Source organism: Paenibacillus sp. FSL P4-0081, assembly GCF_000758565.1.
GTDB lineage: Bacteria > Bacillota > Bacilli > Paenibacillales > Paenibacillaceae > Paenibacillus_AQ > Paenibacillus_AQ phytohabitans.
This window is the reverse complement of the sequence record NZ_CP009280.1, coordinates 8,155,585-8,169,119: the sequence shown is the minus strand read 5'-3', so window position 1 is coordinate 8,169,119 and position 13,535 is coordinate 8,155,585. Positions and strand designations below refer to the sequence as shown.

General features: G+C 53.8%; 12 protein-coding genes. All 12 read left to right on the top strand.

All coding sequences use genetic code 11. The features are described from left to right. Window positions 1–68: 68 nt before the first annotated feature. Window positions 69–698 (top strand): xanthine phosphoribosyltransferase, encoded by a 630-nt coding sequence (locus P40081_RS34790; RefSeq protein ID WP_042140410.1) that lies wholly within the window; start codon window positions 69–71, stop codon window positions 696–698. Then, window positions 692–1,990, top strand: coding sequence for a nucleobase:cation symporter-2 family protein (locus P40081_RS34785; protein WP_039304744.1), 1,299 nt, complete (start codon window positions 692–694; stop codon window positions 1,988–1,990). Before P40081_RS34790 ends, P40081_RS34785 begins: the two co-directional genes overlap by 7 nt. Window positions 1,991–2,130: 140 nt before the next feature. After that, entirely contained in the window at window positions 2,131–5,202 is a 3,072-nt protein-coding gene (locus P40081_RS34780; RefSeq protein WP_042140409.1) for an ATP-binding protein, read from the top strand. A 40-nt stretch (window positions 5,203–5,242) separates the two neighbouring features. Further along, window positions 5,243–6,379 (top strand): response regulator, encoded by a 1,137-nt coding sequence (locus tag P40081_RS34775; RefSeq protein ID WP_042140408.1) that lies wholly within the window; start codon window positions 5,243–5,245, stop codon window positions 6,377–6,379. A gap of 99 nt (window positions 6,380–6,478) precedes the next feature. Next, window positions 6,479–7,828: an MFS transporter gene (locus P40081_RS34770; protein ID WP_042140407.1), complete on the top strand. Its 1,350-nt coding sequence runs from the start codon at window positions 6,479–6,481 to the stop codon at window positions 7,826–7,828. Window positions 7,829–7,866: 38 nt separating this feature from the next. Next, a complete protein-coding gene (locus tag P40081_RS34765; protein WP_042140406.1) occupies window positions 7,867–8,073 on the top strand; it encodes a hypothetical protein in 207 nt (68 codons plus the stop codon). Window positions 8,074–8,102: 29 nt separating this feature from the next. After that, a complete protein-coding gene (locus P40081_RS34760; protein ID WP_042140405.1) occupies window positions 8,103–8,807 on the top strand; it encodes a hypothetical protein in 705 nt (234 codons plus the stop codon). Then, window positions 8,804–10,027: a glutathionylspermidine synthase family protein gene (locus P40081_RS34755; RefSeq protein ID WP_042140404.1), complete on the top strand. Its 1,224-nt coding sequence runs from the start codon at window positions 8,804–8,806 to the stop codon at window positions 10,025–10,027. Before P40081_RS34760 ends, P40081_RS34755 begins: the two co-directional genes overlap by 4 nt. Continuing rightward, window positions 10,014–10,667, top strand: coding sequence for a hypothetical protein (locus tag P40081_RS34750; protein ID WP_042140403.1), 654 nt, complete (start codon window positions 10,014–10,016; stop codon window positions 10,665–10,667). The genes P40081_RS34755 and P40081_RS34750 overlap by 14 nt, the downstream gene beginning before the upstream one ends. After that, on the top strand, window positions 10,664–11,056 hold the full coding sequence (locus P40081_RS34745; protein ID WP_042140402.1) for a DUF350 domain-containing protein: 393 nt from the start codon (window positions 10,664–10,666) through the stop codon (window positions 11,054–11,056). The genes P40081_RS34750 and P40081_RS34745 overlap by 4 nt, the downstream gene beginning before the upstream one ends. 99 nt (window positions 11,057–11,155) lie before the next feature. Beyond that, window positions 11,156–12,172, top strand: coding sequence for a potassium channel family protein (locus P40081_RS34740; protein WP_042140401.1), 1,017 nt, complete (start codon window positions 11,156–11,158; stop codon window positions 12,170–12,172). A gap of 184 nt (window positions 12,173–12,356) precedes the next feature. After that, window positions 12,357–13,520 carry a glycosyl hydrolase family 8 gene (locus P40081_RS34735; protein WP_042140400.1) on the top strand — a complete coding sequence of 388 codons (1,164 nt, stop codon included), beginning with the start codon at window positions 12,357–12,359 and terminating at the stop codon, window positions 13,518–13,520. Window positions 13,521–13,535 lie beyond the last annotated feature (15 nt).

Here is a 13,535-nt window from a genome sequence, read left to right as displayed (position 1 = left end):
AGATTCACTTGAGAGAAACACTCAAGGGGATCTGTCTTTTTTATTTTAAAGGAGGAAGAATCGCTGTAATGAAAGTACTGGAGGAACGCATTAGACAAGAAGGCTTAATTCTATCGGAGACTGTGCTGAAGGTAGATTCGTTTCTGAACCATCAGGTGGACACGGAGCTTGCGCTGCAAATCGGGCAGGAATTCAAAGCTATCTTCGGAGACCAGCCCATCACCAAGGTGCTGACTGTAGAGGCCAGCGGCATCCAGTTCGCCATGGCTGCAGGCATTGCGCTGGGTGTGCCGTTTATTTATGCCAAGAAAAAGAAGGCTGTTACCCTCTCCGAGGCAGTCTATTCCGCACCGGTGCATTCCTTCACCCGTCAGGAAGACTACCTGATCAGCATCTCGCAGAAGTATCTCGGACCTGGCGACAACGTGCTGATTGTCGATGACTTTCTGGCTACCGGCGCAGCGCTTGTAGGACTTTGCGATATCGTGGAGGAGTCCGGGGCGCAGCTGATGGGAGTCGGCTGTGTCATTGAGAAGAGCTTCCAGGAAGGACGCAGCCTGCTGGAGCAGCGCGGAATTCCGGTACATGCCCTGGCGCGGATTGCTTCGATGTCTCCGGGGGAAATTCACTTTATAGATAATCCCTGCACCGGCACTGCCCGTGCGGAAGAATTAATTAAGGAGAGTGCAGGATGCTAAGCAAACAGAAGATATTCGCCCTCGGGCTTCAGCATGTGCTGGCTATGTATGCCGGAGCTGTGATTGTGCCGCTGGTGGTCGGCGGGGCACTGAATTTGAACGGAACGCAGATGGCGTATCTGATCGCAGCGGATCTGTTCACCTGCGGACTGGCAACGCTGCTGCAGATTATGGGCAGCAAGTATTTCGGAAGCGGCCTTCCCGTTGTACTCGGCTGTACCTTTACCGCAGTCAGCCCGATTATCGCTATCGCTTCAGGCTCCAATCTCCCGACAGCGTACGGGGCTATTATTATCTCCGGTCTGTTCGTTGTACTGGCAGCCCCGATATACGGGAAGCTGCTGAAATTCTTCCCTACAGTAGTAACCGGCTCCGTAGTAACTATCATCGGGCTCTCGCTGATCCCGGTAGCGATGAATAATGTGGCCGGAGGACAGGGCAGCGCTGATTTCGGCCAGCCCCGCAATCTGCTGCTGGCCCTGATTACACTGCTCGTAATTCTGGCGGTGAACCGCCTGACTACAGGTTTCCTGCGTTCCGTATCTGTACTGGTAGGTCTGGTTGTCGGAACCGTAATCGGCTATGCCATGGGCATCGTACATTTCTCTACAGTGACTACGGCCTCTTGGGTGAGTGTGGCCCAGCCATTCTACTTCGGCTGGCCGCAGTTCAGTATTACGGCGATCTTCACGATGATTATCGTTAATATTGTGTCCATGGTGGAATCGACGGGTGTGTACTTTGCCGTGGGCAAGGCAACGGATCAGCAGGTAGAACAGAAGCAGATCGTGAACGGCCTGCGTTCTGAAGGGCTTGCCATCATGCTCGGCGGATTGTTTAATGCGTTCCCTTATACGGCGTTCTCCCAGAATGTCGGCTTGCTGTCGCTGACCCGGGTGAAGACGCGCAATGTTATTTTTGCCGCCGGCGGAATTATGATCGTGCTCGGGCTGCTGCCGAAGCTGGCAGCGCTGACTACAGTCGTGCCAAACGCGGTGCTTGGCGGGGCGATGATTGTCATGTTCGGATCGGTTGCTGCATCCGGCATGTCGATTCTCTCGGATGTTGACCTGCGTAAGGACGGCAATCTGCTGATTGCCGCCTGCAGTATTGCTGTCGGTCTCGGCTCTGCTGTGCTGCCGTCTATGTTCGACCAGCTGCCGGAGTTCGCCAGAATGCTGCTGCAGAACGGGATCGTCTCCGGATCTCTGACAGCAATTATTCTTAATATCTTTCTGTCCAAAACCCAGGAGAGCACAGCTTCCGCAGTCGCCGCTCCGGAGGTAAAGTAAAATATTCCTAAAATTTTAACCTAATAAGATAAGCAGCCGATTCCGAAATAAATGGGAATCGGCTTTTTTTATTGCACTTAAATAAACAGAATTTAATGTATAATTTATACAATGACAGCTAGAAGGGAATGGCATGGGGCATGAAAAAATATTGGCTTAGTATTCTAGGCAGTCTGGTGCTGGTGTTGATCATTCCATTGCTCTCTATCCTCCAGACTCTCCATATAAACCGCGGAATGCCGCAAGCCCGGCAAGGGATGATCGATCTGCGCAGCTGGGACTTCCGCAAAGACGGTGTTGTGAAGCTGAACGGGGAATGGGAGCTGTACCGCGGTGCGCTGCTTATGCCTGAGGCGTTCTCCCCGGAGCGGAGGAACCCGGTCATGCCTGCCGTGTCCGGAATGGTTCATGTTCCCGGGAAATGGAATCCTTATATATCCGTCACCGGTGAACCCGCAGCCAAAGGGTACGGCACTTACCGTCTGCAGGCCAGGATTGCCTATGGGGAAGCCGTAATATACGGTCTGCGCACCAGCAACATCCGTACGGCAAGCCGGGTCTTCGTGAACGGGCAGGAGATTGGCAGCAGCGGCAGCCCCGCCCCCATGGCTTCTGAGGGGAGGCAGAATAATATACCCTATACGGGGTTTGCTTCGGTGACCGGAGATACCATGGAGATTATTGTACAGGTGGCGAATTACAGTTACTCCTCCGGCGGTATCGTTCTGCCGATTGTCATCGGCGATCAGGCCTCTATTCTGAAGCACCGCGAATTTGCGCTGTTTGTAGACGGCGGAGCGCTGTTCGGATTTATTATTCTTTCTTTATTCCTGCTGATGTTCTCCAAGGTAAGAGAGAGCCGGGGGGTCACCCTCTATCTGGGTCTATTCTGCATGGCGGCCTTTGTCTACATTCTGACCCACGGCGAGAAGCTGATCGCGGCTGGGCTTCCCGGGCTTCCGTATGAAGTTGTGCTCAAGCTGCAGCTGGCTTCTTCCACGCTGGTCTACTATTATCTGCTGCGCTATGTCGCCAATTCCGTGAATTACCCGATGTCTATTGCAGTCATTAAGGCCTCTAAAATGATTACGAGCGTGCTGCTGCTGATCTCTATATTCATGCCGGCCTATCTGTTCAGCTATCTGGAGGGCCTGCTGCTGACCTGGGGCTCGGTAAGTATCGGCTTTGTGCTCTACTCTATGGTTCAGGGGACAAGACGGAATCCGAAAAATATGTTCCTGATGATGGTCAGCATTGAGAGTCTCAGCGTCGTTATTATCTGCTATCTGGTCAGTTTTATGAACCTGTCATTCAGCTATTTTATAATCTCTTATGAAATTGTCCTGTTCGGATTCGTTCAGGCGATTGTTATGACCCGGCAATATGCGTCGTCTTTCCTTGAGGTGGGGCAGCTGTCACGCAGGCTGCAGACACTGGATGGCTTGAAGGACGACTTCATCTCCGATACTTCCCATGAGCTCCGCAAGCCGCTGCAGGGAATGGTCAACATGGCCCAGACACTGGCGCAGGGTGCGGCAGGTTCCGTGAGCAGTGCCCAGAGTGAGCAGTTGCTCATGATTGTCTCGACGGGCAAGCGGCTGTCTGCCTTAATCAATGATATGTCTGACTTCGCGAAGCTGAATCACGGTTCGCTGTTTCTGCGCCGGCAGGCGGTGGATCTCCGCACCGCGGCTGTCTCCATTATGGAGGTGACGCGCCAGGTATACGGAAAGGACAATCTTGAATTCCGCCTGGACCTGCCCGGCAATCTTCCCCTGCTGGAGACGGATGAACAGCGCCTTGCTCAAATTCTGCATAATTTATTGGCAAATGCCGTCAATTATACGCCTCAGGGCGTGATAACGCTGTCTGCAGAGGTTAAAGAAGAGTATGTTGCCATTCTTATCACGGATACGGGGCAGGGGATTGCTCCTGAGCGTTTGCATTCCATCTTTGATGCCTATGATCCAAGCGGACCCGCAGCCCAGAAGGCCTACCGGGAAAACGGCCTCGGTCTCAGCATTACCCAGAGGCTGGTTGAGCTGGCCGGAGGAGAGATAGAGGTGCATTCGGAGCTGGGGCAAGGCTCTGTCTTCCGCTTCACGCAACCCATCCTGCGGAGAAGCCAAGCTCTGCTGGAGCAGGAGTATCTGGAAATTACCGGCTGGGAGACGGCAGCGGCAGTCCAGCTGCCGGGAGAAGAGCCGGTCCTTCCGCCGCCTGCGGAATGCTGCTTCATTCTGGTTGTGGATGATGATCCTGTCAATCTTCAGGTGCTGGTTAATGTGCTGCAGCTGGAGAATCATTCGGTGATTACGGCCAGCAGCGGGGCCGAAGCTATAAGTAAAATACAGCAGTACCCTGAACTCGATCTTGTCATTGCAGACTGGGTGATGCCGGAAATACCCGGATTGTTATTATGCAAAACGATCCGTGAACGGTTTGTTCTGTCGGAGCTGCCGATTCTGGTGCTGATGGCGAGCAGCCGTCCCGAGGATATCCAGGCTGCGTTCGAGGCCGGAGCCAATGATTATCTGAGTAAGCCGGTGGAGCTGCGCGAGTTCAGGGCGCGTGTGCAGACACTGCTCGATATGCGCAAGTCTGTCCGGATATCCGTTCAGGCGGAGATTGCCTTCCTGCAGGCCCAGATCAAACCGCATTTCTTGTATAATGCGCTCAATGCGATCATCTCCGTATGTCCGGTAGACCCGGATAAGGCCACTGATCTGCTGCTGGATCTCAGCCAGTACCTGCGGAGCAGCTTTGACTTCCAGAACCGGGGACAGACCGTTCCTGTTGAGAAGGAGCTGGGGCTGGTTCAGTCCTATCTTGCCCTCGAGCAGGCGCGGTTTGACGAGCGGCTGAATATCGAGTTCGATGTCCCGGACGATATTATGGGGCTGGTTCCGCCGCTCAGCATTCAGCCGATTGTAGAGAATGCCGTCAACCACGGGCTGATGCAGAAGGAGGCTGGAGGGACAGTGCGGCTGTCGATTCAGCTGCTGCCCGGCCAGCTTGTAGTTGCCGTCAAAGATGATGGTGTCGGGATGTCTCCGCAGCGGATAGCGGAGGTTCTGTCAGAAGAGCGGACAGAGGGCGGCATCGGATTGCGGAATATTCAGCGCCGGCTGCTCAAAATGTACGGAACAGGCCTTAGTATTCACAGTGTGCCCGGCCAGGGGACAGCGATATCTTATACAATTCCCAGGTAATTGACAACTCGAGAACGATGACATGAGGTGAGTCCTTTCAATGAAAGCGATACTAATCGATGATGAAAAGCCTGCATTGCAGCATCTGGAGCGCCTGCTCCTGAAAGACGGACGTCTGGAGATTACCGGCAAGTATACGTCGGCTAGACGGGGACTGGAGCATCTGGAGCAGGAGAAGGCGGATATCGTCTTCCTGGATATAGGCATGCCGGAGATGAACGGGCTGGAAGCCGGCGAATATATTGCCGGTCTGGACCGGAGCACGCGGATTGTCTATATCACAGCATACAGTGAGTATGCTATTGAGGCTTTTGAACTGAACGCCGCCGACTATCTGCTGAAGCCGGTAACCTCCCAGCGCCTTAGCAAGACGCTCGAACGCCTGGAGGTTCGCATAGAGCAGAATGAAGCGCGTGTGGAGACGCTCCCGGAGCCTGCAGCTGCCGTCAAGCAGCTCTCGATTCTCTGCTTCAAACGTCTCGAGTTCATGGACAGCACGGAGCCCGGGCGCAAGATGCAGTGGAGAACCAGCAAAGCGCAGGAAGTGTTCGCCCTGCTGCTCCATAACCGCGGCCAATGGATTCTTAAGGATACCATTGTGGATTGGGTCTGGCCGGACTTCCAACCGGAGAAGGCAGTAACCAACCTGCATACAACGGTGTACCATATCCGTAAACTGCTTAAGGCCTGGGATATGGACGTGCAGGTTGAGTTCTCGCAGGAGCGGTACAGGCTGACCAAGGAGAATGTGCTGCTTGATCTGGAAGAGTTCGAGCAGGGATACTGCAGTACCTCTGTGGAATCGGAAGAGGAATGGGTGCGCAGAGAAGCGGTGCTGAGTCTGTACCGCGGAGATTATCTGGAAGAACATCATTATGACTGGGCAGAAACGCGGCGCAAGGAATTGCAGGTCCGCTTCATCCGCATGTCGCTGCATTCGGCCGAATATGAATTATCCTCCGTACGTCCCCGGCAGGCACTGGACAGGCTGCTGGTTCTGCAGGCACTGGACCCGTATTCCGATCAAATCTGCCGGCTGGTGCTGAGAAGTTACGCCGACCTGGGAGATTTCATCGGGTTTAGGAAACACTATGATAAATATAAGGAACTGCTGCAGCGGGATTTAGGCATCCGGCCGGATCATGTCATAGACAGCTGGGTCCAGAAGGTGCTATAAATCAGCCGGGGGCATTCATCCTAAGGACATTGCCATTATTATTTGTTAGGCATAGAATTTAGTTGAGCCTGAACAGATAATATAGATAGGGATGGAGTAATGAACGACAAAGTTGTAATGCCCCTATGGACCTTTTGCCTGTTTATCGTTGTTATGAACACCACTATGTTTAATGTATCGCTGCCCACAATTATTCAGGATCTGCAGATATCAGCGGACCTGGGCTCGTGGATCATATCGAGCTATTCCATCGGTTATGCCCTGTCAACTGTAATCTACAGCAGGCTATCTGACCTGGTGCCGATCCGCAGACTGCTGACCATCGGCCTGACTACGCTGGGTCTGGCCTCCGTCTGCGGATTATTCGCGCACAGCTTCAGCATCCTGCTGTTGACCCGTATCCTGCAGTCTGCAGGAGCAGGAGTTATGGCAGGCCTCGGACTTGTGCTGGCCAGCCGCTATGTTCCTGTCGGGAGACGCGGCGCAGCTATCGCCATGATCTCCGCAGGCAGCGCGATGGCATTCGGGCTCGGGCCGATTATCGGCGGTCTGATCAGCCAGTATTTCGGCTGGAACGGCCTGTTCGGCATCACCTGCCTCGTGCTGATCGTTCTGCCTGTGCTGCTGCATCTGCTGCCGAAGGAACAGCCCCAGCCTGCCGCTTTTGACGTGACGGGGGCGGCCCTGACGGTTCTTAACGCAGGCAGCCTGCTGCTGGCGGTCACCAGCCAGTCCTACCTGTGGCTTGCGGCCAGTGTAGTGTCGCTGCTTATTCATGCCCGCCATCTGGCCCAAGCGGAGAACTCCTTCATTAACCCTCAGCTGCTGCGCATGCCCGGGTATCTGAAGCTGACTGCGATCGGGTTCTGCATTCTGGTGCTGAACCTCGGCAATCTGTTCCTCATGCCGCTTGCCCTGGCGGGCCTATTCCATGAATCGGCGCTGAGCATCGGCTTGTTCATTGCGCCCGGAGCGATTCTGTCCGCGATTCTGACCCGCTACGTCGGCCACTGGATAGACCGCTACGGCAACCTCCGGTTCCTGGTTATCGGCCACGGGGTGCTTGCCGCTGTCCTGGCCGTCTTTGCCATGAAGCTGTCCGTTTCCCCGTTCATTCTGCTCGCGGGTTATCTGTGCTTCTCGCCGTCATTCTCGGCGACCATGGCTTCCCTGAACAATGAGGCGTCGGGCATTCTTCCCCGCAGCTGGATCGGCTCCGGCATGGGGCTGCTGCAGCTGATCCAGTTCTTCGGCGGCTCCGTTTCTGTCGCCGCCCTCGGCTTGCTGCTGCATGCTAAGCGGAACCTGGAGCCTGCCGCCGCCTACAAGCATGTTTACATTCTGCTGTTTGTGGTGAGTTTATGTTCATTAAGCCTGGTGCTGTGGTACAGATATTCCAGGCTGCGCGAGTTGAAACGAAATAATAGCGGCAGCGTATCAGAAGCATAAGATCGTTCAGAAGGGATTGGTATGGAGTGGATAATGGAATGAATGTCATCCTGTTTGAGAAGATGCCCGAAGGCGAGCTGCAGATTATTGAGGAGCGCGTCTGGAGCATGAACATGATTACGGCCCTGGAGCATGTGAATTATATAGTCGTAGGCGGCCGTGAGTTCGAGGCGGTAGAGGGCCGGCTGAATGTGGACGAAGGGAAGCTTGAGCTTCTGCTGGTTCCGATGCGTACCGAAGGTTAAAGAACATTATCAGGAAAGGAGGGCCCAAGTTGGCAAAAGACGAAAATGTTAAAGAACCTGCTGTAAGCAGGCTGTTCACCCCTGACGGCAAGCCGATCCGCGTATTGTCGACCTCGCTCGGCATTGCCCTGCTGGCCAATGCGTTATTTATTCCCGGAGGCGCTGGTGCCAGCGGGAGTACCGGCGGTACAGGGGATGAACCGAAGCTGGTGTCCTGGTCTACCGAGGAAGTTAAGAATTATTTCGACAAAAATGTTGACTGGAATATTCCCTATCCGGATGAGAATCAGGAAGAGACTGTCCAGGAAGGACAGGGAGCGGTAACATCAGGCGGGACAACAGTAATCAACAACTATGGCGGTTATAACTCGGGATTCGGCTGGGATGATGTGCTTCTGTACCACATGCTGTTCAACAGCGGCTCTTTCTACTCTTCAAGAGGGTGGTACAATGACCGGCCGACTTATTACGGAGGCACACGCACTGCCTATAAGCCGCCAACCTACAGCAGCGGCAGCTTCCAGAACAAGCCTGTAGCCGGATCAGTGGTGAAACCGAAGACCTCGACTTCATCGACCGGCTCCATCACCAGAAGGAAAACCTCTTCGAAATCAGGCGGAATCGGCGGCACCTCCAGCGGGCTGGGCTCGGGCAAATCAAGCTCATCCACGTCCAAATCCAGCTCCAGTAAAAGCTCCGGCAAAAGCTCAAGCAAGAGCGGCTTCGGCGGATGATCCCGGCAGAGAGCGTCTTCGAATATCTGGACCAGTCCGCTCTGGAGCGGGCACCCCGGGTACAGCAGCTGCATGAGCTGGGCTTCACCTGGGCTGACCTGGAGGAAGAGGAATATTGGCTGGATGCTATAGCTGTGATGCGCGGTGAGACCTACCGGGAACTGAAGGATGCCTCATCAGGACTGTGGATGATTCTGGATAAGGCGGTCCGCTACGTCCATCTTAAGCATGACCTGTATGATCTGCTGGGAATTCCCCCGGTGCTGTGGCAGATGCTCGACGACTGTCCTGTGCCGGAGCCGGGGCTGATCAGCCGGTATGCCCGATTTGACTTTGCTGTAGCCGGCGACGGAACCATTAAGCTGCTGGAGCTGAATGCGGATACACCGACCGGCTATGTGGAGGCCTCTATCGCCACGCCGTGGATCTGCGCAGAGGCGGGTATCGGGAATCCGAATGCCGCAATGAAGCAGCAGCTTGCAGCAGCCTGGGGCGCTGAACGTCCGGATACGGCAGCCTGTGTTGCCTATGGCAGCCATCAGGAGGATACCGGAACGATAGATGCCCTTGCAGCGCATAGCGGACTGGATATCCGCTGCGTCGATTGTCTGGACCTGTGGATTGATGAAGGTGTAGTGAAGGACGCAGAGGACCGGATCATTGAGCGGATGTTCGCGCTCTATCCGAAGGAGTGGATGGCAGTGGATGAAGGCGGCGACGCCCTGGCTTACGCCATCGAGACCGGGAAGCTACAGCTGTTCAACGGGCCGCATAGTATTATCCTGCAATCCAAGGGGCTGATTGCTGCGGTATGGGGGATGTATGAGCTGGGTCTGCTGTTCAGCGAAGAGGAACGCCAGGTCATCTCCCGTTACATACTGCCTACGTACAATAAGGCGGTATTCTCCGAAAGCTTTGTGTCCAAGTCTGTCTTCGGCCGGGAAGGCGGGTCCGTGCGGATTTTTGATGATAGCGGAACGCTTGAAATAGAGGATGAGGAAGGGTATGACAGCAGTCAGCTGTTCCCGGTGGTCTATCAAAAAAGAGCCGAAATGGCCCGGATTCAGACCAGCGAAGGGGAGCTTCACCTGCTGACCGGTATGTTCGTGATTAACGGGAAGCCCTGCGGGCTGCTCGGCCGGGCTGGCGGACCGATTACAGGCAATGCCAGTCATTTTATCGCGCTAGGAGTGAGGGGGCTTGAAGATGAACAAGGGTAGAGAGGGACGTGCCGCCGGACGCAGATTCCGGGCCGGGGCGCTGACTGCAATGCTGCTTCTGGCAGTCATGCTGCTAAGCGCATGCTCGGGAAACAGTAACAGTGTGTTCCACACCGATACCGAAACAACGGACAGCGTGTCGCGGGTGCCGTGGGATTACCGGGTAGTCGAAGGCAAGGTGGGTGATCTGATCGGCAGCGACATGACCGTACTGCCGGATAACGAGCTGCTGCCGAACGACGGCAATTATGCTACAGGCGACACCGTATGGACACTGCAGTTCATGGATGCGGAGCTGGTAACAGATGCTGATCAGAAGAATGAGATCCGGCTGTCCTCCTGGACCACGCTGAAATCATACGGTGACCAGAAGACGGCAACGGAGGATCTGGCGAATCTGAAGGTGTCCATCACAACGGATGTGGATCTTGTCGGGGTGTACAAAACCCAGTATCAGGACAAAACCAGAAACTTTGCCGTACTCGAGCTGCCTTCCGGCAACCGGATTAAGCAGCCGATTGATGACAAGCGCTATACCGCGCTGGAGAAACAAAAAACAGCCTCCGTGGTGCTGGAGGAAGTACATGATTTCGCCGACTATGATTCGGCCTATGCGAAATTCCGGGGGTGGGCTAATTGACGATCGTTATTAATCTGGTGGTTAGTATTCTGACCATTGTTCTGCTTCAGGTGCTGGGTATGGTTATATTCACCCTGATGACTCCTTTTAAGGATATGGAAGAGCTGAAGAAGGGGAATGTCGCTGTATCGCTGGCCTTTGGCGGCAAGTTCCTGGCCACGGCGATCATTCTCGGCGTAGCGGCATATACCAATACCTCCATCTGGTTCATGATGCTCTGGTTTGCGGTAGGCTATGTCTGTCTAGTTGCCTCTTACTGGATTTTTGAGCTGTTCACTCCGGGCTTCCGGATTTCGGAACAGCTACAGAAGGGGAATGTTGCAGTAGGCGTAACACTCTGCATGGTATTCATTGGAACAGCGTTTGCGGTCAGCAGCCTGATTATTTAAAAGGACCGGCCAGACAGCAGGGCAGCTGCCGTGCCTCGGATGTTCTGGCAGCAGCTGCCCGGCCGGTTTAAGCTAACTACCCGAAAGCAGGGATGAGCGTTGCACTTTCTAATCCGAATTTCCGGTAAGCTGCTTCATCTAAAAAAGAAGTCTATAGGTCTGATCATCCTGGCCTTTGTCATTCTGAGTGCATCCACTGCCTTCCTGCTGGAGCCGGATACTTTTCATAGCTGGTTCAACGCCTTTTATTGGGTGATGACCACCATGGCAACCGTAGGCTACGGTGATTATTTCGCTACTACAGTCACCGGCAAGGTGTTTACGATATTTTTATATATCTTTGGCATCGGTCTGCTCAGTTTGGTTATCGGTAAGATTATCGATGCCATGGGAGAGATGCAGCGCAGGAGAGGAGCCGGAACCTTGAGCTTTCACGGGCATAATCATGTCGTACTGATTAACTGGAACCGCAAAACACAGGCGGCTGTGGATGAAATTCTGTGTTATGACGGGAACTGCAAGATCGTAATTATCGATGAGAACGGCCGTCATCCGCTGGAACAGCTGGAGCAGGTCCACTTTATTAACGGTGATGCCTCCAGTGATGATATCCTGCTGAAGGCGAATATCGGGAGCGCCAGAGCGGCAATTGTGTTCGGCGATACCCGTATAGACGAGGCCTCGCTGAGCGACGGCAAGACGCTGCTGATCGCCTCCAGTATTGAGCGGATCGCCCCGCAAGTACATACCACCGTAGAAATCATGCAGGAGAAGAACATTCAGAACTTCAAGCATGTTCAGGTGAACGAGTTCGTACTCTCCCATGATGCCATCTCCAGACTCGCGGTAAGATCTGCCCTGCAGGAAGGCAATTCTGAAGTGATTACCCAGCTGCTCAGCCGCCAGCATGGTGATGATATCTATGAGATTCCGCGCAGCCGTGCGTGGAATACCTATGGAGATGCCTTTCAGGATCTGCTGCGGCAGGGGGCTACCCTGCTGTCCGACCGCGGTGACCTTGGCATTAACCGTAAGCTGGGGCAGCCGATCCCGGATGATGCCAGGCTTTATATCGTCGCCGATGAGGAGACTTACCGCAGGATCACAAGAGGCTGAACTATATACCATAAGCAGAGCTGCCCGGATCGGAATGATCCGGGCAGCTCTGCTTTTTTTGAAGAAATGGCATAATTTATGAATTAGACACATAATGTTCGCAGAAACAGTAAACAATGTGACATAAATTACCGTTATATTATTATGGCCAATATAAGGACTTGTCTTTTAAGGATGTGATGAATTGGGGAGTACACTCAGCAAGGCGGCTGCAGTGGGTATATCGCTGCTTCTAATCACCTCATGCAGCAGTAATCAGGCCCGGCCCGTACCTTCCGCGGCTACTTCTTCTCCGGCAGTTACTCCTGCGGGAACGAACGTGCCGGAGGAGCCGCTGCTTGACACAGCGGACGAAGAACAGCAATTACTGAAATTCATAGATACGCAGCTCACGGGACCCTATGGGGTATATACGAATTTGCAGGAAACCGGTGAAGCGGCGGAGATGGCTACAGGCCATGAGGTTCTGAGCGAATCGGCCTCGCTTCTGATGAGGGCGGCCGTGCTTAACGGCGATCAGGAGAGATTTGACCAGCAGTGGACGCTGGCCCGCGATACCTTCGATATGGAGGGCGGTTTCAGCTACCGGTTCAGTCCCAAGCAGCAGAAGCAATACACTGTGAACGCAGCGGTAGACGACCTGCGGCTGATCGGCGCGCTGTATGAAGCAGGACAGGCATTTCATCAGCCGGAGTACACGGAAGCAGCCGATAAATATAGCCGGAGATTCTATGATAATAATGTAAAAGATGGATACATGTATGATTTTTATGACAATATTTTCAAAACCACCAACGGGTTCGTAACTTTGTGTTATATTGATCTGAGTGTGTTGCGAAAATTGTCGATATCTAGCGAATTAAGCGGGATATTGTTGAATAATATGGGCGGGATTCTGGAAGACGGATATTTGTCTGACTCCTTCCCGTTCTATGAGACAAGGTTCGATTACAAGACTGGCCAGTACAGCTCCGAACACATCAACACCGTAGAGTCGCTGCTGACCATTCTTCATTTGGCCGAGAGCAACCGGCAGAAGCCGGCGAGCATCCGTTATATCAAAGAGCAGGTTACGGCGGGCACACTGTACGGGCAGTATACACGTGACGGCCAGCGGACGAATGATATCCATTCTACGGCGATTTATGCGCTCACGGCCATGATCGGTGCTGTGCTGGGCGATCAGTCTCTCTATACGGCCAGTATTGAACGGATGAATGAATTCAGAGCCGTGAATGCTGCAAGTCCGCTGTATGGCGGATTCGGTGATGAGGCTGCCGGGCAGGCATATTCTTTTGACAATCTGATGGCGCTCCTCGCTTATTCCTATTCCAACCAACAACTATAGTAACGAAGGTGAATC

What these genes read in the sequence shown, in the direction of transcription:
- P40081_RS34790 (WP_042140410.1), top strand. Translation starts at nt 69, where the DNA reads ATGAAAGTACTGGAGGAACGCATTAGACAAGAAGGCTTAATTCTATCG.
- P40081_RS34785 (WP_039304744.1), top strand. Translation starts at nt 692, where the DNA reads ATGCTAAGCAAACAGAAGATATTCGCCCTCGGGCTTCAGCATGTGCTG.
- P40081_RS34780 (WP_042140409.1), top strand. Translation starts at nt 2,131, where the DNA reads ATGAAAAAATATTGGCTTAGTATTCTAGGCAGTCTGGTGCTGGTGTTG.
- P40081_RS34775 (WP_042140408.1), top strand. Translation starts at nt 5,243, where the DNA reads ATGAAAGCGATACTAATCGATGATGAAAAGCCTGCATTGCAGCATCTG.
- P40081_RS34770 (WP_042140407.1), top strand. Translation starts at nt 6,479, where the DNA reads ATGAACGACAAAGTTGTAATGCCCCTATGGACCTTTTGCCTGTTTATC.
- P40081_RS34765 (WP_042140406.1), top strand. Translation starts at nt 7,867, where the DNA reads ATGAATGTCATCCTGTTTGAGAAGATGCCCGAAGGCGAGCTGCAGATT.
- P40081_RS34755 (WP_042140404.1), top strand. Translation starts at nt 8,804, where the DNA reads ATGATCCCGGCAGAGAGCGTCTTCGAATATCTGGACCAGTCCGCTCTG.
- P40081_RS34750 (WP_042140403.1), top strand. Translation starts at nt 10,014, where the DNA reads ATGAACAAGGGTAGAGAGGGACGTGCCGCCGGACGCAGATTCCGGGCC.